The following is a 24,665-nucleotide window of genomic DNA, read 5'->3' on the forward strand; positions in this document are numbered from 1 at the left end:
TTGGATGTCTGAAATTGGAGGGAGGGTTAAGTCTGGAGGTAATTCCTTATTCCTCTTAGTTATACGCGAAGCCGGCCTAAGAGTCCCTTCAGAGGGATACTTTAATTATCTATCCCTGCTTAAGCGACTCTTAGGGGGTAATCTACTTATATTACTAAGTAGTATCTTTTTAGGTATATTCTTAGCGACTCACTATAGAAAGTAACTTCTCTAAGCTTAGTAACTACATGACTGTAACCAAATCACATAGCCCCCTCTGAGCCCTCCTGAGAGGCTCTCTGAGGGGGTCTTGGATTAGCTTTCTTTTTTTACTTTTTCAAGACTCATCCATTAGTTATAGCCAGTTGCTATATAAATTTGACTAGATTAAAATACCATTAAGTACGTAAATAGCGTCTTACACAAAACAAGGAATGTCTGACATGAAACGCTCACTAAAACCCCTTGCACTTGCAGCATCAGTGCTATTTACAAACTCAGCCTTTTCAGATGAGACTAAAAATACGCAACAAGCTAACGTAGGCGTCACGATAGGCCTAACTGGTACAAATCTAGAAATATCTACACCCCTAAATAATTATGTTTCAGTGCGTGGTGAAATAAATATTAATGGAAAGGTTGATAGAAAATTAACATTAGAGAACAACCGTTATGACATAACATTTAATCCAGATACAAAATCGTTGTTCGTTGACATTCACCCCTTCTCAGGTGCGTTTTACCTGACTGGAGGTTTAATAAGTCAAAATATTAACTTTGAACTAACGGGTAATACGTCAACTTCGGTTTTTAACTTTAATGGAACATCTTATGCTTACGCTAATGTGGCTGCATTTATGGGTAAGGCTGGCTTCAGTCATTCAACGGCACCTTATCTAGGCCTTGGTTGGTCAAACCGGAACAAGGTTTCATCTGGGGTCGCTTTTTCTTTTGAAGCCGGCTTAATTGATGTTGGAACAGGTAGTGTAGATCTAGCTGTGGAATGTGGCAGTGGATTGAGCAGTTCCCAATGTTCGGCATTACAATCGGATGTAGCGGCTGAGATGAGTAAGGTAAATAGTGACCTTGACAGAAAGCTCTTTTATCCAGTAGTTAAATTAGGTATCAGTTATCGATTCTAAGATGTTTATCTCAAGTGTGCCAAGAAGCTGTAGGTAGCCCCCAGCATATTTAAAAAAGTGAAATTCAAAAGTAAAAAAAGACCACATAGCGATTAACTATGCAGACTTGATTCTAATAAATACTATACATAAATCAATTATTTGCATACACACCCCTAGCCTCTTTAAGCTCCAGAATCACTTATATAAGTGCCAGCCCTCACCCTAATAAACCACGCCACCAAGATTACAAGCGGCTTTCAGTATCTTATCATCAGTAGCTTGTTTAATGGATAGGCCTAACGGACGAGTGAATGCTGTAGTCATACATAGATGTCTGAGCTTGGTTGGATACTGTCGTTGGTAGTGAAGCGACCCTTTACGCGCTGTCACATACTTAGGCAGCTTGGATGTCTTGGGTGTCATATATAGCCTGTTCCATTGAACCTTTCATTGAAAACTACGCCAGCACTAACGTAAGAACCTAGCAACGAAGAGGCATGTAGAAGATAGTTCGAGTCTGGGCACTGGTACCATCGCACGCTCTAGCCCTCATGATACCGCTGGTACATGGGTTTTTTTGTATCTAAAGCACCAATTCCTTGAAAAATATTCTTGCATCTTAAATAAATCTACATAGGATGGGAGCCGGATTACAGCCAGCTTTAACTGTAGCTGCTTCAGACACATTCCATAGTCGAAATTTGAAATAAAAGAAAACTCAGATCCAAAGTAAAGCTAATGCTAAATCCATATTGTTAGCGATGAACCAAGGATGCAACTAATTAGGTGTTACACATTGGAAAGTAAAAGACGTAGCTTATTAAAAGCAACTAGCTGGAGAATTACGGCTACTTGCACTACCACAGTCATAGCATATTTTATTACCGGAAATATAGGGTCGGCCGTTACAATAGGCTCTATTGAGTTTTTTGTGAAATTTGCAATCTATTATTACCATGAGCGTTTGTGGACAAATATAAAATTAAAATAAACTCAATTTAAGAGCAAGATAGTAGCCCGACTCAAGGTGAACTCAAGTAAGGCTGTGGTGCTGCGATTAACTAGGCCGGGGGTGGGATTGTTTCTTGCTGTTGTAAAGTACAAGCCATCTTTATCTGCATAATCGAAGCTAGCGTCATAGTATGGGCATCTTAGGATGTCTATGCAGCAGGCATAAGGCCATGCTTAGAATATTAAAAGCTTTGGGTGAACAGGCAACCAAAGTGAGGTAGCTCTTTGGTTACTCCAGATAGCCGAAGCAAATGCCATGCCAGGGCTTGGTTACTAGAAATAACCGGCTTCCCAAGGCGTTGCTCTGCCTTAAGGATGAGGTGTGCCACCCTTAAACTGGTACATGAAACAAATACACCCTCACAGCTTTCATGAGACCCAAGCTTGATAATGGCATTAAATAAGCTGGCTGAATCTACTCTGCCTACGTCAAAGTCATCTTCTATATCAAAATAACCTGTATGAGAGATCTCTATACCACCATTACTAAGCACATCACTTAAGGCTTGAGTGACTTGAGGCGTATAAGGGGTTAGCAAGGCGATGCGGTTCAGTTTTAAAGCCGCGCACGCAGCCCTGCATGCACTCAGAGGATTACTTACTTTTGCACTAGGATGCTGTGCCAAAATCATTTGTGCCACCCGGTCTTCGCCAATAATAGTGGCGCCTGACGTACAGCCATAGCCAATAGCATCAAATATAAAAGCTTTAGGTAATAGGCTGGCTGCAATGGGCAGATCTGCTTGCATCTTTGCTAAGGTTTGGGGGGTGACCTGCATGGCATTTGCAATACGGGAGTGATAGCAGGCGACACCATCGATGGCTAACATCTGCCGAAACTCATCTTCTATGGTCTGGTCTGTTTGTAACACAATTAGGCCAATTTTTGCAGATTGGCCTAATCCTGAGCCTGTTGAGTAAGGCAGTTTCTGTGCATTGTCCATCGAAAAAGCCCCTATTAAACTCGCCCACACTCGTTCTATTGGCAGGCAATGTGGTTCTTTCGATCTCTTCCTATGACTCTACACTTTGCACTTAGAGCCTAGATTAGGCTTGGCTTGGCGAAAATCGCCAAGCCATTTACAACTAACCTACGATGGAGACATCTTCAGCTTGAATGCCTTTATCACTTTCAGTCACACTAAAGCGCACTCGCTGCCCTTCTAGTAACGACCGATGGCCTTTGCCACGGATAGAACGAAAATGAACAAATACGTCATCACCTTGGTCACGTGTGACAAAACCAAACCCTTTGGTAACGTTAAACCATTTCACAGTGCCAGATTCGCGATTTGGGTCGTCATCCATTTCGTCCCATTGGGCGTCGTCTTCTACAACTGTTGCGATGAACTTAACACCTGTAGCTAACGTAGCAACCCAGAACATGGCAAAAGCCACACCAGCCACCAGCTCAAACTGTGTATCAACGATACTTGAACCGTGAAGGATTTCGTCTAGAATAAAGGGGAATGCCAAAGCGGCAATTAAACTAATGATGAAGCTGTAAGTAAATAGTGTGCGTCTCATAATAACTCGATATCTCAAATTTTATTGTTTTAGGTAAAAAATATTGCACCCCTACCTTTGCCCATGTGCGTATCCTAGCCAGCATAAAGTCGGTACAATCTGCCAAGGTTATAGAAAAACCTGCGCCCAATCAAACACTTGATTTATAAAACCCTATTTTTTTGCAACTTCTTGAGAATATCATGAATAATGCCTCCGAAATCGTCGAATTACAGCAACAAATCGCTTTTCAAGAGCAGACAATAGACACTCTCAATGAAGTAGTCAGCAAGCAGCAAAAAGACCTTACCAGGATAGATCGCGCTTTGGAGTTATTAGCGCAACAAATGGCAAATTTGCAGCAAGCAGCAGATGCAGGGCAAGGTGGCGCTGATGCAAATGAACCACCACCACATTATTAAGTTACTAGGTAGAAAAGCTTTTATTAACGTAAACGTCGAAACGGCTAGACTTACCCTCAAGCCGGTACATAGGTTTGTGCTGGGCAAGGTCTGGAGCAATTCGAGGCCTTTTAACCACGACTCTATGAGTGGCCAAAGCCAGCGCTGGGGCCAATAGGCCATCGGCGTCTTCATCACTGCCTACTAAGTGTCGGAACAGCGCCATTTCTTTTTTTACTTGAGCCGACTTGCCCGTGTGAGGGAACATAGGGTCTAAATAGATGACCTGGGGTGCTTCACTCTGCCAGGTGGCCATCACAGACAAGGCATCTCCCTTTTTTAGGCCCATGCTTGCAACAATGTCTCCCACGTCAATATCCAACGCACCCCTAGCTAAACCATCGGCCAGCAACGCCCGCACTGCAGGATGGCGCTCAACCATAGACACTGGGCAGCCTAGGCTGGCTAGTACGAAGGCATCGCCACCTAAACCTGCTGTTAAATCCAGTATGCTGGGGCGCACTCCACTCTGAATGCCCACAGCCTTGGCGAGCTGCTGCCCTTTGCCGCCACCAAATACTCTTCGGTGACGCGCTTTACCTGCTGCAAAATTAACCCACACTGCGCCACTACGACCATCTGCGGGCTCTAAACCTAAGCCTTGAGACGTAAACCGCAATAAAAAGTCGTAAGTTTTGTTGGTTTTTTTGATTACGGGCACACCCACTTCTATGGCCAATGCAGCCTCTAAAAACTGAAATCCAGCTGCTGCAACAGCTAATTGAGTATCGGTAGTATTAGCCAACATAAGCCTGCTCCTAGGACAATGCGATAGACAACAAATGGCCACATGCCCATACGACTGATGACTTGCATAAACAATACAATACACAACCAAGCACTCGCAAAGGATACTACAAAGGCAATCAGCATAGGGGCCCAAACAATGGCAACTTTGGTGGTTGCCAATTCAAGGGCCATTAAGCTAGATGCCGCTATGATGACCGGAATAGACATCAGAAATGAAAACCGTGCAGCAGCTTCGCGAGTGTAACCGAGCATCAGTGCCGCCGTCATTGTGATGCCTGAGCGAGATGTACCTGGCAACAATGCTAAAGCTTGGGCTAAGCCAATGCACAGGGTGTGGCGCCAACTCATAGTGGCCATTTGATACTGCCTGCGGCTGCGCCAGTCTGCCCAACCCAGTAGCAAACCAAACACTAGAGTCGTTACCGCCACTACCCAAATTTCTCGGGCATTCACTTGTATCCAGCCCTTAAGCACCAGTCCAAAAAATACTGCAGGTAGGGTTGCCACGATCAGCATTAATGCTAGGGTAGCCTGCTGATTCAACCGTTTTTCCTGATGCCACTGCCACAAGCCTAAAACCATAGCGTTCAAATCGCTGCGCAGGTAAATGACCACTGCTAATAAGCTCCCTAAATGAACGGCCACATCGAACGTTAAGCCCTGATCAGGCCAACCTAATAATAAACTTGGAAACAATAAATGAGCAGAACTGGAAATCGGTAAAAATTCAGTCACACCCTGAATTAATGCAATAATAATTGCTTGAAGCCAATCCATAGGTAATCCTCAGTCAGCAACGCAGGCTATTGATAGCGCGGCAATTTTTGCCATGTCACTTCATCACGTAAGTATACTGGCAATGCATCCTCAGGCGCACACTGGCGCCCTAGAGCAAAATCTACCGCTGCTAAGCGGGCCATCTCTAATGCTCTTGGCTCTAGCTCTGAGCAGACCGATCGAGCAGAGGTTAGAATTGCTTCAGGCATATTGTCCACTGCCATGCCACTGCCACAGGCAGCATAAACTGAATTCATCACCTTAACTTGCCCGGGCAAGCACACTCTTTCGGCAACCTGGGGTAGAGCGATTTCGGGGTGGGTTTCGTCAATAATGTATTCACCCCAATATACCTCTGCCATGCGTGCATCTAAACTACAAGCATAGGCTACGTTATCCACATTGGAACGCTGATGACAGCGCAAAGCAAGGGCTGCTAAGGTAGATATGGGGATCACTTTGCAGTCGATACCAAAGGCCAAACCTTGGGCCACCCCTGCGGCAATGCGGATACCCGTAAACGACCCTGGGCCACGGCCGTAGGCAATTGCATCAAGACTAGACATTTTCACATCAGCCTCTAACAATAATTCTTCCACCATAGGCAACAACCGCTGAGTATGCTGCCGCTCTGTAAGCTCCTCTTTACCTATCAAAAGGCCTGTATCGCTCCATAGTGCGACGCTACAAGATGTGCCAGAAGTGTCTAGAGCCAATATTCGAGTCATCGGTAAGGTTACTTGCCAAGCGCTGTAAAAACAGCCTCTTTAATATCATTCACACTACCAACTCCAGCAATGTAGTGATAGGCAGGGGCTGCAGGGCCTTCAGACTCAACTAGGCTGTTGTAGAAATCTATTAATGGTGCAGTTTGGCTATGGTATATATTTAAGCGTTGGCGCACAGTATCTTCTTGGTCATCAGCACGCTGCACTAGGTCTTCACCCGTTATGTCGTCTTTACCCGATAGCTTGGGCGCATTAAACATTAGGTGGTATGTGCGGCCAGATCCAGGGTGCATACGTCGACCACTCATTCGTTTAATAATTTCCTCATCAGCAACGTCAATTTCAATCACTGCATCAATTGAGACACTAGCGTCTTTTAAAGCTTGAGCTTGAGGAATGGTGCGAGGAAAACCATCAAACAAAAACCCCCCTTTACAATCGTCCTCAGTAATCCGCTCCTTAACTAAGTTGATAATTAACTCGTCAGAGACCAAGCCACCTTCGTCCATTATTTTTTTAGCACTTTTGCCTAATTCTGTACCCGCTTTAACGGCTGCACGAAGCATATCACCTGTGGAAATTTGTGGGATACCATACTTTTCTGTGAGGTATTGTGCTTGCGTACCTTTACCTGCGCCTGGCGCACCTAAAAGGATTAACTTCATGATTTAACTCCAAAAAATTTAAATACGGTGGCCATTATTTCACAGCTCAGTCAACCCACGTTCGACTAAAATAAGGTGCCTTAGCAAACACACAAACACAGACACAATTGCAGCCTTGCCTGCTTGCTAAGAAACCCTTTGCTGGAATACACATTTAACTTGGCCGCGTAGTTTAACTAAAACTCTGCTCCAGTGCCACGGCCCTAAAGTGAAAGTGGCTTATAGCCGTTATAAGAGGCCTATCGACATACTATAAACCGTGAGCCTTAGCTTCATCCCAGCCTGCGTCCATGCGCTCTAAGCTGACGTTTTCTAATTGCTCTCCGGCATCTAATAACTTTGCTTCCAAGAAACGAAAACGTCTCTCAAACTTAGCGTTAGCCGCGCGCATAACTTGTTCTGGGTCTTGTTTTAGATGCCTTGCCATATTCACACAGGCAAACATTAAATCACCAAGTTCTTCTAGGGTGTGGTCTTTATCACCACTGGCAAAAGCCTGCTGAACTTCTTCTAGCTCTTCTGTCATGCTCGCAAGCACTGGGGTTATATCAGGCCAATCAAACCCTACATTAGCCGCGCGCTTCTGCAACTTTGCACTACGTTGCATAGCTGGTAATGCAGTAGGCACATCATCCAGTACAGAGTACTGCTGCTTTGCATCACGTTCGTCTTGCTTAATGCTCTCCCATCGTTCCAGTACTTGCTCTGCATCCATTGCCAAAGAGCCTTGCTGCGCATCATTGGCTTGAGGGCCAAAAACATGGGGATGGCGGCGAATGAGTTTATCCGCGATAGTTTGAGCAACATCTGCAAATTCAAAACTACCCTCTTCACGGGCTAGCTGACAGTAAAATACGATCTGAAATAACAAATCTCCCAGCTCATCTCGCAACTGAATCCGATCATCAGATTCTATTGCGTCTGCTACTTCATAGGCTTCTTCTAACGTATGAGGCAAAATGCTACGAAAGTCTTGCTTTAGGTCCCACGGACAGCCGCCATCGGGGTCGCGCAATTGAGCCATAATATCTAACAAGTTTTGCATGGCATCACTGGTACTGCCTATATGTTTAACCATTTTTTTGTCGCCTTACATCTAACACATTAGGAAGCTGGCTTATTTTATCTAAGATCCGACCAAGTAGATCTAGTCGAGGAATATCGATTGTCATAGAAATAGTAGCAGAATGCGTCTTTTTATCGACATTGGTGCTGATACTTCCCAAGTTAACGCTTTCATTACCCAAAACCATAATCACTTCACTTAACAACCCAGATCGATCCACCGCTTCAATAAAGATATCTACGGGGTAAGTGTGCTCACTAGTACCAGACCAATTGACTTCGATAATACGCTGTCGATCACGTTCTGCCATATTCATGATATTAGCGCAGTCTTGTTGATGCACCGAAACACCGCGCGTGAGGGTGATGAAGCCGGTAATAGGATCACCAGGCACAGGCTTACAACAGTTGGCCATAGTGGTAAGCAGGTTTCCTACTCCAGCAATTTGAACATCATTACCAGTTGCAGAGGTGGCCTTAGTTTTGCCATTTAACAAGCTTAGGTCTAGCTGCTTTTTAGACTTAGGGTTTGGCTCTACTTGCAGCTGTGCAGCGTTAATAACCTGTGTTAACCGAAGGTCGCCAGCACCTAACGCAGCATACATGTCATCCACATGTTTAAAGTTTATGGCAGTGGCTATGTGATTGTAATCCACCCCTGAAATAGCCATACGCCGCAGTTCACGCTCAACCAATTGACGCCCAGCTGTTGCGTTTTTGTCTTTATCTAACTGCTTAAAATAATGACCTATTTTCGCCCGTGTGCGCCCAGCATTAACATAGCCTAAGTTTGGATTCATCCAATCTCGACTTGGCGCACCGCCTTTGGACGTCATTATAGAGACTTGATCTCCAGTTTGAAGGCCATAAGTAAGAGGGACTATACGGCCATGTATTTTTGCCCCACGACAGGTATTACCTACCTCTGTATGCACCCGGTAAGCAAAATCGATGGGAGTGGCGCCGTAAGGTAGGTCTACTACGTGCCCGTCAGGGGTGAATACATAAATGCGATCCTGTGCAACATCACCTTTAACTTGGTTAACAAACTCGGCGCCATCGCCCACTTCATCGTGCCACTCCAACACCTGACGCAACCATGCGAGTTTGTCATCATATGAGTTCCCCGCGCTGTTAACATCAGTGCCTTTATAAAGCCAATGGGCGCACACACCAAGTTCGGCTTCGTCGTGCATAGCAAAGGTGCGAATCTGAATTTCCACCACCTTTCCCTCCGGGCCAATGACGGCCGTATGCAAGGAGCGATAGCCATTTTCTTTAGGCGTAGCAATATAATCATCGAATTCTTGGGGGATATTGCGCCACAAGCCATGAACAATGCCCAGGGCGGTATAACAATCTGTCAATTCTGGTACCAGGATACGCACGGCACGCACATCGTATACTTGAGAGAACTCAATGTTCTTGCGCTGCATTTTGCGCCAAATACTATAAATATGCTTAGCTCTGCCCATAACATCAGGCTGGATACCTGCACCCATGAGCTGCTCTGTTAGGTCAGCTAACACACGCTCAATATAGTCTTGCCTATCAATCCGTCGCTCATCCAAAAAAGACGCAATTTCTTTGTAAGCGTTGGGCTGAAGGTAACGAAAGGAGAGGTCTTCTAGTTCCCACTTAACAGCACCAATACCTAGGCGGTGTGCCAAGGGTGCATAAACATCAAAAACCTCACGGGAGACTAAATAACGCTTTTTACGGTCAACATTTTTTACTGCTCGAATAGCGCAGGTACGCTCCGCCAATTTAATGAGCGCAACTCGCACATCATCTACCAGGGAAACCAGCATCTTTCGAACATTGGTTAACTGACCATCTGATTGGCCCAAAATACTATCTCGAGTTGGGCTTTGCAAGTTGCTTATCACGGCCATTTGTAGCACGCCGTCAATCAGCTGAGCAACGATGGGACCAAACGTTTCCTTCACATACTTAAGAGTTAGTTTGTCCTCACGCACAGCACGGTACAATACGGCTGCCACCAAGGTTTCTTCATTAACTTTTAAAGTAGTGAGGATTTCAGCCATTTCGAGGCCCGTCCGGAAACAGTCTACTTCTGCTGTGGCCCAAACATCTTCACTTTTACTGGCGTGATCTCGTACTTCTTGTGCCAGTTCACAGGCCTTTTGTAGGCGGCTGGTATCTGGCAACTCTACTTCATTTTGCAATCCCGCCATCCAGGCCTGGATATCAACATTGCCATCCGCATGGGTGGGGTGTAAAGCGCGTACCTGTACCATGGTTAAATCTCGTTTAAATGGCACGCCAACATGGCATGCCGGTTATCCTAATGTATTTTTGCTTGCCTGGGGGTTATTTGGGAACAAGCAAAGCCATCACTTCTAAGTGGGGTGTATGGGGAAACATATCAATGCAACCTACTTTAGCAACGGTGAGACCCAGGGTCTGAAATTCTTTTAAATCTCGCGCCATAGACGCAGGGTTGCAAGACACATAAACCACTCGCTCCAATGACTGACCTTTAAGTAATTGGGCAATACCTTTAGCTCCTGCACGGGGAGGATCTAAAAGTGCCTTATTAAAGGACTTTCTTTGCCAAAGCTTGCGGGCACTTGCATCAAACAAATCTGCATGTTCAAAATCGACTAGAGCCAAACCATTTCGCCGGGCGTTTTTACGGCCTTGCTTTACCATGGCGTAGTCACCTTCCAGGGCCAATACTGTAACATGTTGATCAGCCATGCTCGCAATCGGTAGGGCAAAGTTACCTACACCACTGAACAAATCTAATACTTGATCTCCAGCCTGAGGTTGGAGCCATTCTAGAGCTTGAGCAACCATGCCTTGGTTAACCTTAGCGTTTACCTGAACAAAATCTTGCACTGAAAAATCTAGCTCTATAGGTTTGTCTATTCCTGTCACTGACACGCTATAACTAAGCTCTTGGGCACTGCCGCTTAACCACAGATCATCATGATCAGTTTGTTGACACACAATACTAAGCGCATATTGGGCACCAAAACTGGCTAACAGCTGATGATCTTCTGGAGTTGGGGTGGCGGACATTTTTAAACTAATGCAGACCCCCGAATTAACTTGCAGTAACTCCACATGGGTTACCCATTGAGTGTGTTCCATTGCTACTAATATGTCATGCAGGGGCCCCAACAAGTTAGACAAAGCGGGTTCCAACACCGGGCATTGGCTAATAGGTACAATGTGTTTATGGCCACTTTGGCGAAAGCCCAGTAATAAGGTTTTGCTGTCAGCAAAATAACGGGTTGCCAGTTGCGCTCGGCGGCGGTAGCCCAAGTTCTCACCAATGATAGGGGGCACCCATTGTTGAGGTTCAATATCTGCCAAACGACGCAGTTGCTCACCAATGGCTAGTTGCTTGAAACTAACCTGAGCCGCTGATTCTAGGTGCTGCAACTGGCAACCACCGCAGGTCTCATACACCGGGCAGAAAGGTTCAACGCGATATTCGCTGACTTGTTGGATCTCCAGCAACCGGGCTTCAGCGTGGGTTTTGTGGTCACTAAGCACTTCTGCTTTAACAGTTTCACCCTGTAACCCGCCTTCAACGAAAATTGTCTTGCCTTGCCACCTACCCACGCCACGGCCATTATGACTTAGGCTATCAAGATCTAGGTTGATATGCTTGCCAACGGGCAAGGTAACAACTTCGACATCTACGTGGGCTTGAGAGCGCTTTTGTTTAGCTGAAGCCGAAGGGTTTTTAAGTTTGAGTTTGCGCTGTAAGGGCGATAAACGGGCCATAATTAAACAAATACTCCAGTGGATAAGTAGCGATCACCACGATCACAAATAATACAGACAATAATGGCGTTTTCCACCTGCTTAGACAAACGCAAGGCACCAGCTACAGAACCGCCAGAAGAGACTCCAGCAAAAATACCTTCCTCAGTAGCTAAGGCTTTCATTGTTGTTTCTGCTTCGGCCTGGTCCATGTCAATAATGGCGTCTACTTTTGCTGCATCAAAAATACTTGGCAAATAAGCTTCTGGCCAGCGGCGGATACCAGGGATGGAGGAATCTGGCGTTGGCTGTAACCCATGGATTTGCACCTCTGGGTTTTGTTCCTTTAAATAGGCCGACAATCCCATAATAGTACCGGTAGTTCCCATGGAACTTACCATATGAGTAATTTTTCCTTGGGTTTGCTGCCAAATCTCAGGGCCTGTTGTACGATAATGGGCCAACGGGTTATCACTATTGGCAAATTGATCCAGCACCTTACCTTCACCCCTAGCCTGCATAGCTGACGCTAAATCCCGAGCACTCTCCATGCCTTGGGCTGCTGTCACTGTAATCAGCTCGGCACCATAAGCAGCCATAGAGGCCTTACGTTCTGAACTCATGTTATCGGGCATGATTAACTTTAGCTTGTAGCCTTTGATGGCGGCTACCATGGCTAAAGCAATCCCTGTGTTGCCACTAGTCGCTTCGATAAGCACATCACCTGGCTGGATATCACCCCGCTTTTCTGCTTCAGCGATCATACTCAAGGCAGGGCGATCTTTTACTGAGCCAGCAGGATTGTTACCCTCTAGCTTAGCGAGAATAATATTACTGGTATTGCCCGGCAAACGTTGCAGGCGAACCAACGGGGTCTTGCCTACATAGTCTTCTATTGTGGGGAACGTGTGCATACTAACCTCGAGTTAACATCCCTAGCTTAGCACTACAAAGGCTAAGGCTTGGTCTAATTCATCAGCAATACTAATATGAGCTATTTGGCTACCCAAATCAGCTTGTCGTTGCGCAGCTGCACCACTAAAAATAAGCAGAGGCGCACCCATTTCATCATGTTCTATATGCATGTGTTGCCAGGAAATACCGCGCCCAATGCCCGTTCCTAAGGCTTTGGCAGCAGCTTCTTTGGCGGCAAACCGTTTGGCTAAAAAAGCAGCAGGTTGGCTGGCGACATCAAACTGAGTCAGTTCAAACTCAGTAAGTATTCGTTGTGCAAATTTCCGCCCCGTGCGCTTTAACGCCGCTTCAATACGAGCAGTTGCTACTATGTCGGTGCCAATACCCTTAACCATGTGCAGTTTCGCTCTTCCTAGCTAAACGCGGCTAGGGCGGTGGGGTTCACGGGCCGCTAACATTAATGCTTTCATATTCTTTATCGCCTGAGGCAGGCCCACAAATAACGCATCTGCTATCAAAGAATGGCCTATATTAAGTTCATTGATTTCAGGGATAGCAGCGATGGCTTCTACGTTTTGTAAGTTAAGGCCATGGCCTGCGTTAACAACAAGTCCAATACTGGCAGCATACGCTGCACATTCGGCTATACGCACAAGTTCGGCATGCTGCTGGGCATAAGTTGTGGCGTCTGCATAAGCCCCTGTGTGTAACTCTATAAGCTGCGCACCTGTGCGCTTGCTTGCATCTATCTGCTGTTTGTCTGCATCTACAAACAAAGAAATTTGGGTGCCTACGGCTTGCATACGCTGACACGCCGATTTAATTTTGGCTTCTTGAGAAACCACATCTAGGCCTCCCTCCGTGGTGAGTTCTTGGCGCTTTTCTGGCACTAAACACACATAAGCTGGGGCAATTTCCACAGCTAGATCGACCATTGTGTCAGTGACTGCAATCTCAAAATTCATCCGCGTTTGTAACACTTGCGCCATCACACGCACATCACGTTCCTGAATGTGGCGCGCATCTTCACGCAAGTGCACTGTAATACCGTCTGCACCAGCTTGCTCTGCGTCTAACGCGGCTTTTACTGGGTCGGGATAACGCGTGCCCCTTGCTTGGCGCAAGGTGGCAACGTGGTCTACATTAACACCTAATAAAATTCTATTTGGATCCACCATGTCTTACTTTCTCCTAGTTGTCGCTAGTCTTTATTTCCACTACCTATAATGAGTTACTTTTTAACAATAGTGTGAAATAGGTTACGGCTGTGAATTGGCTTGCCATCCAACAACTGGTCTAAATTAGCTCGTGCCATGTACTTAGCCACTCTGAGGCATTGTCTGTCTGCGTAATAACCTGCAGCTAATTGTAGCAGCACCTTGCCGCTAATCGAAGGAGGGACATCTGGCTCATCATGAGGGGTTTGGGTTACACAAACTCCCTGCAGAGGATGTAACTGATAACTTGCATCAGCTACCACCGGCTGGCCCGATATATAGTCTTTATCTAACACCATATGATACCCCAGTTCGTCCATTAGATGGACTTCAAACGGACGCAAACATTGCTCAATTAAAGGATTATCCATCAACTCATTGAGCAAGGCTTGATAGTAAGCAAATAAGTTTGGGTGGGGATCATCGCTAGCTAGCAAGTTGAGCAATAGTTCATTAACATAAAGGCCACTGTACAAGCTATTACCCACTATGGCTAACGGTGCACCTGCACCCTCAAATTGCACACTTGTCCGTAATTCACCCCGCCCAGTGAAACTCACCATAAGCGGCGTAAAGGGCTGCACTAAAGCGCGTTTAGCTGGCTGCTTACCCTGGGCTTTTCGTGCCCCGTGAACAATGACCGACACACGGCCTTGATTTAGCGTGAACAAATCGGCAATCACACTGGTCTCCCGCCATGGGCGGCTGTGCAATACGTAGGCCGGCTGCTGCTCATTCACCTTGATTAATCGAGGCCGTCGTAGCCTAGGCTTTGCAAAGCACGCTCGTCATCAGACCAACCGCTTTTCACCTTTACCCAGAGCTTAAGCATAACTTTACACTCAAACATACGTTCCATATCAACCCGCGCATCACGCCCAATCTGTTTAATTCGGTCGCCTTTGTCGCCAATAAGAATACGTTTTTGGCCTTTTCGCTCTACTAAAATTAAAGCGCCTATATGCAATACAGGGCCGTCTTGAGCGAACTCTTCTATTTCTACTGTCATTTGATAAGGCAGCTCGTCACCAAGTTGGCGCATGATTTTTTCACGAATCAACTCCGCAGTGATAAAGCGCGCACTGCGGTCGGTCACTTGATCTTCAGGGAAAAAATGGCGCCCATTTGGAAGTTGATCAAGCACACATTGCTCCAGCTGTTCTACCGATGCGCCTGTATGGGCTGCAATGGGAACTAACACAGCGTTAGGCAAACGTTGCTGAACCTCCTGTAAATACGGCAACAAAGATTGCTTATCATCCAGTATGTCAATTTTATTTATTGCTAAAATAACAGGGCAGTTAGCCGCTTTAACTTTTTCATACACGTGCTCATCAGCTTCATTCCACCGCGTACGATCGACCATAAAAATCACCAAGTCTACATGCTTTAAAGCACTAGATGCGGCCTTGTTCATGTAGCGGTTAATCGCCTTGTCGGCTTGGTCTATATGTAAGCCAGGCGTATCCACATAAACAACCTGCACGTCACCTTCGGTTTTAATACCCAGAATTTGATGGCGTGTAGTTTGTGGCTTACGAGAAGTGATACTAATTTTTTGGCCCAAAATACGGTTGAGCAAAGTTGACTTGCCCACATTAGGGCGGCCTACAATAGCGACGTAGCCACACTTTGTGCTGCTGTCATTTTGGGCTGCTAGCCAAGTGTCTAGATCTGTCATGATATATTTTCTACTATAAAGATTCTTGACCAAGCTGCTGCAATGCTAGCGTGGCCGATTTCTGTTCTGCGATGCGGCGACTGGAGGCTTCCGCTTTGGTGGGCTTATCTAGTAGGCTACTGTGGCATTCTATAATAAACATTTGCTCATGATCCTGCCCTTTAACATCGACCAATTGGTATATGGGCAAGTCAGATTTCTTAGCCTGCAAGTATTCCTGCAAGCGTGTTTTAGGGTCTTTTTGGGTGTCTGACAAACTCAGATTTTCTAGTCGAGAGGTAAACCAAGCTAAAATACGGGCTTGGCAAACAGCCATTCCCGCATCTTTGTAAATCGCACCAATAAGGGCCTCAGTGGCGTCCGCCAAAATCGATTCGCGTCGCTGCCCACCACTCTTTAATTCACCTGCACCTAGCTTCAGACAAGGGCCAATGTGCATTTCTTTTGCCACTTGGGCAAGGGTCACACCTTTTACTAAGCCTGCGCGTAAACGACTTAATTGGCCTTCACGGGCTTTAGGGAATTTATCAAACAAAGCGTCTGCAATAACAAAGTTAACAATAGAATCTCCTAAAAACTCTAAGCGCTCATTATTATGGTGACCACACGAACGGTGCGTTAGCGCCAACTCCAACAGTGTTGTGTCAACAAAGGAATAACCCATTGCAGAACACAAGGTGTTAAGTTTTTGCTGATAGGCCGTCGCGGCAGGGGCTTTCATATTAGTCTATGCTACCTGCCGTACTGAAATTGGGCAAACTAAAGAAGTTTTCCCAATGTAACCACACCGCAACGGCTTTACCAGTGATATTTTCTTCGGGCACAAAACCCCAATAACGACTGTCATTACTGCCATCTCTGTTGTCTCCCATCATGAAGTATTTACCTGGAGGAACAGTGACCGCACCATTTTTCCCAGGGTTTTTGTTTCGCCATATAAGGTGCTCAGCATCCCCAAGCTGCTCTTTATAGATTTCTGTCGTTGGGGACTCATCAGCAATAAAAGTCTGGGTCATCTGTTTACCGTTAATGTATATAACCTTGTCGCGCAACTCTAAGGTATCCCCAGGCACAGCTACCACTCGCTTAATATACTTAATCGCTGTATCTTTTGGATACTTGAACACCATAACATCGCCTACTTTTGGCTCATTGTAGTCAAACACTTTAGTGCCCAATACTGGCAAACGTATACCATATTCAAACTTATTCACCACAATAAAGTCGCCTACAGTAAGGGTAGGCAGCATAGAACCTGAAGGAATCTGGTATGGCTCCATAAAAAAAGAACGCAGTATCAGCACAAAGGCCAACACAGGAAAAAATGAACGGCTGTATTCTGCAAACAGTGGTTCACGCATTACTTTTTGTTGGTCTGCTTGAGGCAGGTTACCACCTGCACTAACCGTTGCTAGCGCCAAAGCTTTGACGCGTGCAGGTTTCCATAACCACACGTCTAAGGCATAACCAACGCCAAAAAGCCCCACCAGCACGGTGAGCAGTAATTCAAAATCAAAATCCATCATCGTCTATATATCCTTTATGTCTAGTTACTGTCAGCTTAGCTATCTAGCTTAAGTACTGCTAAGAAGGCATCCTGCGGGATTTCTACACTACCCACCTGTTTCATGCGTTTTTTACCTTCCTTTTGTTTAGACAAGAGTTTTTTCTTACGGCTAATATCACCACCATAACATTTAGCTGTTACGTTTTTACGCAGCGCTTTAACCGTCGTGCGAGACACGATATTGCCCCCAATAGCGGCCTGAATTGCAACATCAAACATTTGCCGAGGAATGAGCTCTTTCATTTTTTCACACAAAGCCCTGCCTCGTGACTGGGCGTTATCTCGATGCATAATGACGGCTAAAGCATCCACTCGCTCCCCATTAATAAGAATATCTAAACGGACTAGCTTGGCTTCTTCGAACCGGACAAAATTATATTCTAGGGACGCATAACCTCGGCTTACAGACTTAAGACGGTCAAAGAAATCTAGCACTACCTCACTCATTGGCATGTCATAGGTCAACGCAACCTGAGTGGCAGTAAACTGCATATTCTTTTGTACCCCACGCTTTTGAACACACAAGGTAATGACGTTACCCAAGTGTTCTTGTGGCACTAAAATATTAGCTTCCACAATAGGTTCACGCATTTCTGCCACACCACCCATATCAGGCAGTTTTGAGGGGTTATCTACGTAGATCACCTTGCCATTATTGAGTTCCAGTTCATAGATTACAGTAGGTGCAGTGGTTAATAAATCGAGATTATATTCTCGCTCTAACCGCTCTTGAATAATCTCCATGTGTAACATGCCCAAGAACCCGCATCGGAATCCAAAACCTAAGGCATCAGAGCTTTCTGGCTCATAAAATAACGAAGCGTCGTTAAGGCTTAGCTTAGCTAAGGCTTCACGGAAATCTTCATAGTCATCAGAGCTAGTAGGGAACAAACCCGCATATACCTGGGGCTGAACTTTCTTAAAGCCTGGCAGGCTATCAACATCAGACGTTTTAAGATGGGTTAACGTATCGCCAACCGGTGCGCCATGAATATCTTTAATACCCGCAACGACATAACCTACTTCACCCGCACTTAAGATGCCAGTTTGCTTCCGTTTAGGCGTAAAAATACCAATATCTTCTACACCGTACTGAATGCCAGTAGACTTGACTATGATTTTGTCTTTTTTACGCAACACACCATTTTTAATGCGCACCAAAGACACAATGCCAAGGTAGTTGTCGAACCAAGAATCAATGATTAGCGCTTGCAGTGGTTTATCTTCGTCACCAACAGGCGGTGGAATTAATTCAATTAATTGCTCCAGTACTGCTTCCATACCTAAACCACTTTTAGCCGAGGCTTCAACTGCGTCAGTGGCATCGATACCAATCACTTCTTCAATTTCTTGCTTTACCTTATCTGGATCAGCTTGAGGCAGGTCCATTTTGTTTAACACAGGCACTACTTCCAAACCCAGCTCTAGGGCCGTATAGCAATTAGCCACAGATTGCGCCTCTACGCCTTGAGCCGCATCCACAACCAGCAAGGCACCTTCACAGGCCTCTAAAGAGCGAGAAACTTCGTAGGAAAAATCTACGTGCCCCGGGGTATCTATAAGGTTAAGTTGATAGGTTTTGCCGTCTTTGCTAGGAAAATCCAAAGTTACACTTTGAGCTTTAATGGTGATGCCCCGTTCGCGCTCTATGTCCATGGAATCCAGCACCTGCTGCTCCATTTCACGATCTGACAAACCGCCACACATTTGGATAAAGCGATCAGCAATAGTGGACTTGCCATGATCGATATGGGCGATAATGGAAAAGTTGCGGATCAGGGAGTTGATGGCCATGCGATGACTTCCGAGTTACCCCTACCAATAAACCAGGAGTAGGGAGCATAAAAGAGCGGAATTATATCCTAGTTCAACCCAAAAAACCGCAGCAAGTCCACCTGCTGCGGTTTTGTTAATGCCATTTAAGGCTATTTTTAATGGTTAAGGCGAGTGATGTCTCTTTTTAGGAGGGTTTTTCCTTTATTCTGTTTGTTTTTTGGTCATTTTCTTACGCATTACTTGGTATTGCTCAACCTGTTCCGGAGTTAGTAGGTCCGTTATTTGCGTTTCAACATTGGCATGTTTAAGCAACTCATCGCCCTCAACTGCAGATTCATCTTGGCCAGTAATGATTTTTTTAATAGCACCTTCCTGCGCCTCTGTCAGATCGAGTACCTTAGTCATGTGCCGAATCATTGTGGCGCTTTCGTTATCGCTTTTAAGGCCATAACCTTCTTGCTTAGTGCTATAACTCGCATCGTGATGACAACCTTGGCTGTCTATTTTATTGTCACCTCTAAACTCTTTTTTGCTATCAGCCATAGCCATGCCTATGCCTATTAAACCAACTAACCCTAAAGTTGGGAGGATCATTAAGCTGCGCTTGATGTATACTTTAATGATCTTGCTCCTAAGGTAGATTCCTGCCCACAGCTAAAAATACATTATAAGCATTCAAGTGAAAAGGTGGGTGTAGGGAGTGCAAAGGAGTGCAAAGATAACGCTTGTTTTGTGAGAAGATTACCCATGTCGTCTTATTTTAGTCCACTTGGGCCAAGTTGCCTTTTTCTTGCAACCAAGATTTACGATCACCTGAGCGCTTTTTTGCCAACAGCATGTCCATCACTTCCATGGTGCCGTCTCCTGGCTCAAGACTAAGTTGAACAAGCCTCCGACTATCTGGCTTCATGGTAGTTTCTCTTAGCTGGGAAGGATTCATTTCACCCAACCCCTTAAAACGCTGCACATTAACTTTGCCACGTTTTTTCTCAACAGCAATATGGTCTAACACGCTTTGCTTTTCGTTTTCATCAAGGGCATAAAATACTTCTTTGCCAATATCGATGCGATACAAAGGCGGCATAGCTACATATACATGCCCCGCAGCAACTAGTGGTTTAAAGTGGCGCACAAACAGAGCACACAGCAACGTGGCAATGTGTAAGCCATCTGAATCAGCATCCGCCAAGATACAAATCTTACCGTAACGTAACCCTTCTAAATTATCTGCACCAGGGTCTACACCCATTGCAACAGCAATATGATGCACTTCTTGAGACGCTAATATTTGCCCTGAATCAACCTCCCATGTATTAAGTATCTTGCCGCGCAAGGGCAAGATCGCTTGAAATTCCCTTTCGCGTGCTTGCTTGGCCGAGCCTCCAGCAGAATCACCTTCCACCAAAAACAGCTCACCCCGGCTAACATCTGTGCCACTGCAGTCTGCCAGCTTACCCGGCAAAGCTGGCCCTTGGGTGATTTTTTTACGAATCACTTTTTTTCCAGCCCTTAAACGTTTTTGAGCATGATTAATCACTAGCTCAGCTAACAGCTCGCCTTCATCTGTATGCTTGTTGAGCCATAAGCTAAACGCATCTTTCACCTCACCAGAAACATAAGCCACAATTTGGCGAGACGAAAGCCGTTCTTTAGTTTGGCCGGAAAACTGCGGATCTTGCATTTTTACAGACAATACAAAACAGCAGCGGTCCCATATATCTTCTGGGCCAAGCTTCACGCCGCGAGGAAGCAAAGCGCGAATTTCACAAAACTCCCTCAAGGCATCTAACAGACCACTGCGCAAACCATTAACATGAGTCCCCCCTTGAGAGGTTGGAATGAGATTAACATAACCCTCTTGGGTTAAGTCTCCACCTTCAGGCAACCATTGAACTGCCCAATCTACTCCCTCAATCTCACTTTTTCGGCTACCGACAAACGGCGTTTCTGGCAGGCAGCTATAGCCCTCATTAGCACCTTGCAGATAATCGTCTAAACCCTCTTGGTAATACCATTCATGTTTTTCTTTGGTAACACTGGTTAGGTCTAAAAAGGTCACCTTTAGGCCGCTGCAAAGCACTGCCTTAGCTCGCAGTACATGTTTAAGCCGGGCCACAGAAAATTTAGCAGAATCAAAATACTGTGGATCAGGCAAAAAGGTAACACTAGTGCCTGTGTTACGCTGGCCCACGGTATCCACTACCTCAAGCTCACTAACTTTATTACCATTGGCAAAAGCGATACGGTGCACTTCGCCATTGCGCCTAATCTTAACCTCTAAGGCTGAGGTGAGTGCGTTTACAACAGAGATCCCCACACCATGCAAACCACCAGAGAACTGGTAGTTTTTGTTAGAAAACTTACCACCTGCGTGTAGGCGTGTAAGAATAAGTTCTACACCGCTCACTCCTTCTTCAGCATGTATGTCCACAGGCATGCCACGACCATTGTCAATCACGGAAAGTGAGTGATCACTATGAAGGATTACATCAATTTGATCGGCATGTCCGGCCAATGCTTCGTCCACCGAGTTATCAATGACCTCTTGGGCTAAGTGGTTTGGGCGGCTGGTGTCTGTGTACATGCCTGGGCGTTTTTTAACTGGGTCTAGGCCACTTAATACTTCAATGGAATCTGCTGTGTAGTTATCTTGTGCCATGGAGTTAATTCGCCAATAGAGTCATAGTAGGGTTAACGATAATCTAACACCTCATCGCTGTTTTGCAATAGTAGCAGTAATTACTTAACTACCGAGACGTTTTACGCGCGTATCCATAATTTTTTTTAGATCCGGGGTAACCGCTGTATTTTAGTGTTTAGGTGGCCACCTTGCTCAAGCGTAAGCAACCTTAAGCCTGGGCCAAGCTCTACTTCTACCTTGAATTTATCTTGCTTGCAGGTGAACTGAACGGCACTGGAGGGCGTAGCAAGAAAACGGATATTACCCACGACCTGGTCAAAATTCTGATGTACATGGCCACATAGTACAGCCTTCACTTGCGGCTTAGAGGCAACTAAGGCATTAAACTGCTGGGCATTACCCAGCATAATAGGGTCCTGCCACATCGAATCAACTGGCATCGAGTTATGGTGCATAAACACACACACCGGCAGCTGCGAACCGTCTTCTAAAACCTGTCTAAGCTCTTCCATTTGAGCAGATGCAATACTACCTGCCCCATTGCCATCTGCGTTTGCCGTGGTATTGAGAACCACCAAGCGCCAATGGTCATAGTCTAACACCCGCAGTTGCTGCACAGCCTGACCAGAAACGCCTTGCATAATGCCACAATTGTCATGATTCCCCGCTAACCAAATGCACGGGTAAGTTAGGCTACTAAGCTTTTTTTTTAGCCTCTGGTAAGCCGCTTCACTGCCAAAATGACTAAGGTCTCCAGTAAGCATCAAAAGATCGACCTCGGCATTATTATGCAGCCAAGACAAACACTGGTCTAAATGAGCATCTGCATCCACACCTTTGTAAAACGTTAATGCATCAGCTTGTAAGTGGCAGTCGGTAATCTGTGCAAGGCGTAAACTCATCAACAGCCCCACTTAACCTTAAGCCTAGGGGAGTGTAATTGTAACCACTGCGTAGCAATAATAGTGGCTGCATTGGTTAACTTACCTTGCTCTAGCATTTGCCATAGAGTTTGGCGCCTAATCACCTGGACTTTAATGTCTTCGCCTTCGGTCGGTAACCCATGAACCCCACTTAACGTGCTGGCATTCACAGGAGCACAATAGATATCTAGGCTTTCATTACTTCCGCCTGGAGTGACAAGGTATGTGCATACTAGCTCTAAGTCACTTTCTGCAATAATCGCTCCAGACTCCTCTTTACATTCTCGAACAGCCACTTGTGCAGAAGTTTCTGCTGTATCAATCATTCCAGCCACCATTTCAAGCTGCCATGGCCCTTCCTCATGGCCCATACCGCCAACACGGAACTGCTCAATCAATACCACTTCATCTGTGCTGGCGTCATACATCAGCACGGCCACTGCTGGCAACCGCACCACTAACTCTCGCTGCAACTCTTTACTCCAGCCGCCGTTGAATAAACGATGCTGCAGCTTCAGTTTTTGCACTTGATAGAAACCTTGGTATACAGTTTCTTGATGAGCTATACGTACGTCTGCACGCTGAAATGTGGGCTTATACATGATTGCCAGAAAGTCCTATTCGTTATGTTTGAGGCGACGTTATTTTGCTACCCATAGTTTTGGCTAATTGCAGAGCATTTTCAACACAGTCACCTAACGCCACACCATCACGCCAATTACTGCGCAGATACAGTCCAGGAAACTGAGCCAGGGCTTCATCAACTAACGCCACTCTTGGCAAGTGCCCCAACTGATATTGGGGAATAGCCCTAGGCCATAAGCTTTCTTCATGCCACAAAGGCTGGCCCTGGATACCTAGGTAAGGCGACAGTTCTTGGAGTACCAGATCTACTCTTTGCTGTGGTGTTAAAGTCATAGCCTGCTGCCCGCGGCCACCACCAATAAATACAGTGATTAGGTGCTGGTTAGCTGGACAGCGTTCAGAAAAAATACTTGAGGGAAATAGCACGCCTAGCGTTTGCTTATTCTCCTTAGTAGGTAACAAACAACCAAAACCATCAAGAGCATGTTTAATTTGGCTCTTTTCAAAGGCCATACTGATACTTGCCACAGCAGGATAGTCAATGTCTCGTAAACAGGCCTTTGCACGGGCAAATAGGCCTTCATCTAGCGGCTGTAGATCGTCTATTAATCTTGCCACTTGTGTTGCTGGTACCGCCAAGACGACCTGAGAAGCCTGCCAAATCTCATCACCAGACATTGCCTGATACCCAAACTCGGCACTATACGTTAGGCTATCTACTTGCGTGTTTAGCTTTACTGCTGGCCCAAGTTGTTGCGCTAATACCTCTGGAAGCTGGTGTAACCCGCCAGAAAAACTCATCATAGCACCATCTAAGGGAGCGACCCCCTGCTGTTGTTCCAGCTTTTTCTGGCGAGACCTGGCTTTCATTTTTGCCACACCGCCCAAAATCATAGAGCCATATTCAGCCTCTAGTGCGTAAACTTTAGGCACAGCAGCCCTTACAGATAATGTCTCCGGGTCACCTGCAAACACGCCAGAAATAAACGGGTCAATCAACCAGTCCAACATTTCATGACCAAGCCGACGTCTAACATGCTCGGCAATACTTTCTTCCTGAGTAGCTTTGCCAATAAACGGCTCCATAGCCACCCTAATTTTTCCACTTATACTCAGCACCGGGCTAGTCAGCGCGTCGATAATACCCATAGGTAAGGCTAAAACCCTGCCTTGTTTGCCAATAAACCGTTTATGGGCAGCTTGGTCTGCCAAGACTATGTGTGGGTTTAATCCAGCCTGCTCTATGAGCTGGGCCATGGCTGGGCGATTATTGATAAAGGAATTGGGGCCCCGTTCCCACTGACAACCATATTTTTGTACCGTTTGTAAGTTACCACCTACTTGGTTGCCAGCCTCCAGCACCGTGACCGAAAAACCTTGTTGTTGCAAAAACCAAGCACTGGCCAAACCAGAAATACCTGCCCCAATAACAAGTACATGATCATTCTGTTCTAGCTGCTTAGGCGGTTGTGGCAACGGCCCCGCACTTTTGCCAGTGGGCCATGTTGTATCATTATCATGCATCGTTTTAACCATCTTATGTCAGTACTACA

General features: G+C 45.8%; 25 protein-coding genes. 3 read left to right on the forward strand and 22 right to left on the reverse strand.

Features of this window, described 5'->3' with window-relative positions; all coding sequences use genetic code 11:
* The first annotated feature begins 422 nt into the window (after positions 1-422).
* Both ABXT60_RS12135 and ABXT60_RS12140 read left to right on the forward strand, forming a co-directional pair.
* Positions 423-1,121, forward strand: coding sequence for a hypothetical protein (locus ABXT60_RS12135; protein ID WP_443630366.1), 699 nt, complete (start codon positions 423-425; stop codon positions 1,119-1,121).
* A 754-nt stretch (positions 1,122-1,875) separates the two neighbouring features.
* Positions 1,876-2,094, forward strand: coding sequence for a DUF2061 domain-containing protein (locus ABXT60_RS12140; RefSeq protein WP_443630367.1), 219 nt, complete (start codon positions 1,876-1,878; stop codon positions 2,092-2,094).
* A 202-nt stretch (positions 2,095-2,296) separates the two neighbouring features.
* On the opposite strand, the gene ABXT60_RS12145 is transcribed toward ABXT60_RS12140, so the two are convergent.
* Together ABXT60_RS12145 and ABXT60_RS12150 are read right to left on the reverse strand one after the other, a co-directional pair.
* On the reverse strand, positions 2,297-3,058 hold the full coding sequence (locus ABXT60_RS12145) for a maleate cis-trans isomerase family protein (protein ID WP_443630368.1): 762 nt from the start codon (positions 3,056-3,058) through the stop codon (positions 2,297-2,299).
* A gap of 142 nt (positions 3,059-3,200) precedes the next feature.
* On the reverse strand, positions 3,201-3,641 hold the full coding sequence (locus tag ABXT60_RS12150) for a cold-shock protein (protein WP_443630369.1): 441 nt from the start codon (positions 3,639-3,641) through the stop codon (positions 3,201-3,203).
* Between the two features lie 182 nt (positions 3,642-3,823).
* Here ABXT60_RS12150 and ABXT60_RS12155 point away from each other — a divergent pair, with 182 nt between their 5' ends.
* Positions 3,824-4,042, forward strand: coding sequence for a SlyX family protein (locus ABXT60_RS12155; RefSeq protein WP_443630370.1), 219 nt, complete (start codon positions 3,824-3,826; stop codon positions 4,040-4,042).
* 4 nt (positions 4,043-4,046) lie between these two features.
* Here ABXT60_RS12155 and ABXT60_RS12160 read toward each other — a convergent pair whose 3' ends face one another.
* The 20 genes from ABXT60_RS12160 to hemG all read right to left on the reverse strand — a co-directional run bounded on the left by ABXT60_RS12160 (position 4,047) and on the right by hemG (position 24,636).
* Positions 4,047-4,829, reverse strand: coding sequence for a class I SAM-dependent methyltransferase (locus ABXT60_RS12160; RefSeq protein ID WP_443630371.1), 783 nt, complete (start codon positions 4,827-4,829; stop codon positions 4,047-4,049).
* Positions 4,799-5,608 (reverse strand): undecaprenyl-diphosphate phosphatase, encoded by an 810-nt coding sequence (locus tag ABXT60_RS12165; RefSeq protein ID WP_443630372.1) that lies wholly within the window; start codon positions 5,606-5,608, stop codon positions 4,799-4,801. Before ABXT60_RS12165 ends, ABXT60_RS12160 begins: the two co-directional genes overlap by 31 nt.
* Before the next feature lie 26 nt (positions 5,609-5,634).
* A complete protein-coding gene (tsaB, locus tag ABXT60_RS12170) occupies positions 5,635-6,336 on the reverse strand; it encodes a tRNA (adenosine(37)-N6)-threonylcarbamoyltransferase complex dimerization subunit type 1 TsaB (protein ID WP_443630373.1) in 702 nt (233 codons plus the stop codon).
* 8 nt (positions 6,337-6,344) lie between these two features.
* The gene (gene adk / locus ABXT60_RS12175) at positions 6,345-7,001 is read right to left on the reverse strand and encodes an adenylate kinase (RefSeq protein ID WP_443630374.1); all 657 of its coding nucleotides are present in this window, start codon (positions 6,999-7,001) and stop codon (positions 6,345-6,347) included.
* Positions 7,002-7,251: 250 nt separating this feature from the next.
* On the reverse strand, positions 7,252-8,079 hold the full coding sequence (mazG, locus tag ABXT60_RS12180) for a nucleoside triphosphate pyrophosphohydrolase (protein WP_443630375.1): 828 nt from the start codon (positions 8,077-8,079) through the stop codon (positions 7,252-7,254).
* Positions 8,072-10,327 carry a GTP diphosphokinase gene (relA, locus tag ABXT60_RS12185; protein WP_443630376.1) on the reverse strand — a complete coding sequence of 752 codons (2,256 nt, stop codon included), beginning with the start codon at positions 10,325-10,327 and terminating at the stop codon, positions 8,072-8,074. The genes mazG and relA overlap by 8 nt, the downstream gene beginning before the upstream one ends.
* 73 nt (positions 10,328-10,400) lie before the next feature.
* The gene (rlmD, locus tag ABXT60_RS12190) at positions 10,401-11,828 is read right to left on the reverse strand and encodes a 23S rRNA (uracil(1939)-C(5))-methyltransferase RlmD (protein ID WP_443630377.1); all 1,428 of its coding nucleotides are present in this window, start codon (positions 11,826-11,828) and stop codon (positions 10,401-10,403) included.
* Positions 11,829-11,830: 2 nt separating this feature from the next.
* Entirely contained in the window at positions 11,831-12,721 is an 891-nt protein-coding gene (gene cysM, locus ABXT60_RS12195; protein ID WP_443630378.1) for a cysteine synthase CysM, read from the reverse strand.
* A 21-nt stretch (positions 12,722-12,742) separates the two neighbouring features.
* The gene (gene acpS / locus ABXT60_RS12200) at positions 12,743-13,117 is read right to left on the reverse strand and encodes a holo-ACP synthase (protein ID WP_443630379.1); all 375 of its coding nucleotides are present in this window, start codon (positions 13,115-13,117) and stop codon (positions 12,743-12,745) included.
* A 21-nt stretch (positions 13,118-13,138) separates the two neighbouring features.
* A complete protein-coding gene (gene pdxJ, locus ABXT60_RS12205) occupies positions 13,139-13,897 on the reverse strand; it encodes a pyridoxine 5'-phosphate synthase (RefSeq protein ID WP_443632107.1) in 759 nt (252 codons plus the stop codon).
* A gap of 56 nt (positions 13,898-13,953) precedes the next feature.
* Complete coding sequence (gene recO, locus ABXT60_RS12210) at positions 13,954-14,679, reverse strand: DNA repair protein RecO (protein ID WP_443630380.1); 726 nt, start codon at positions 14,677-14,679, stop codon at positions 13,954-13,956.
* A gap of 5 nt (positions 14,680-14,684) precedes the next feature.
* Entirely contained in the window at positions 14,685-15,620 is a 936-nt protein-coding gene (gene era / locus ABXT60_RS12215; protein WP_443630381.1) for a GTPase Era, read from the reverse strand.
* Positions 15,621-15,633: 13 nt separating this feature from the next.
* Positions 15,634-16,341: a ribonuclease III gene (gene rnc, locus ABXT60_RS12220; protein WP_443630382.1), complete on the reverse strand. Its 708-nt coding sequence runs from the start codon at positions 16,339-16,341 to the stop codon at positions 15,634-15,636.
* A gap of 1 nt (position 16,342) precedes the next feature.
* Positions 16,343-17,146 (reverse strand): signal peptidase I, encoded by an 804-nt coding sequence (lepB, locus tag ABXT60_RS12225; protein ID WP_443630383.1) that lies wholly within the window; start codon positions 17,144-17,146, stop codon positions 16,343-16,345.
* 35 nt (positions 17,147-17,181) lie between these two features.
* Entirely contained in the window at positions 17,182-18,981 is a 1,800-nt protein-coding gene (gene lepA, locus ABXT60_RS12230; RefSeq protein ID WP_443630384.1) for a translation elongation factor 4, read from the reverse strand.
* Positions 18,982-19,164: 183 nt separating this feature from the next.
* Positions 19,165-19,557: a hypothetical protein gene (locus tag ABXT60_RS12235; RefSeq protein ID WP_443630385.1), complete on the reverse strand. Its 393-nt coding sequence runs from the start codon at positions 19,555-19,557 to the stop codon at positions 19,165-19,167.
* Positions 19,558-19,723: 166 nt separating this feature from the next.
* Positions 19,724-21,622: a DNA topoisomerase IV subunit B gene (parE, locus tag ABXT60_RS12240; protein ID WP_443630386.1), complete on the reverse strand. Its 1,899-nt coding sequence runs from the start codon at positions 21,620-21,622 to the stop codon at positions 19,724-19,726.
* A gap of 125 nt (positions 21,623-21,747) precedes the next feature.
* Entirely contained in the window at positions 21,748-22,506 is a 759-nt protein-coding gene (locus tag ABXT60_RS12245; RefSeq protein WP_443630387.1) for a metallophosphoesterase, read from the reverse strand.
* On the reverse strand, positions 22,506-23,129 hold the full coding sequence (locus ABXT60_RS12250; protein WP_443630388.1) for an NUDIX domain-containing protein: 624 nt from the start codon (positions 23,127-23,129) through the stop codon (positions 22,506-22,508). The genes ABXT60_RS12245 and ABXT60_RS12250 overlap by 1 nt, the downstream gene beginning before the upstream one ends.
* Before the next feature lie 22 nt (positions 23,130-23,151).
* Positions 23,152-24,636, reverse strand: coding sequence for a protoporphyrinogen oxidase (gene hemG, locus ABXT60_RS12255; protein ID WP_443630389.1), 1,485 nt, complete (start codon positions 24,634-24,636; stop codon positions 23,152-23,154).
* Positions 24,637-24,665: the final 29 nt, after the last annotated feature.

It is taken from the genome of Candidatus Njordibacter sp. Uisw_056 (assembly GCF_047730085.1).
Lineage (GTDB): Bacteria > Pseudomonadota > Gammaproteobacteria > Pseudomonadales > Balneatricaceae > Njordibacter.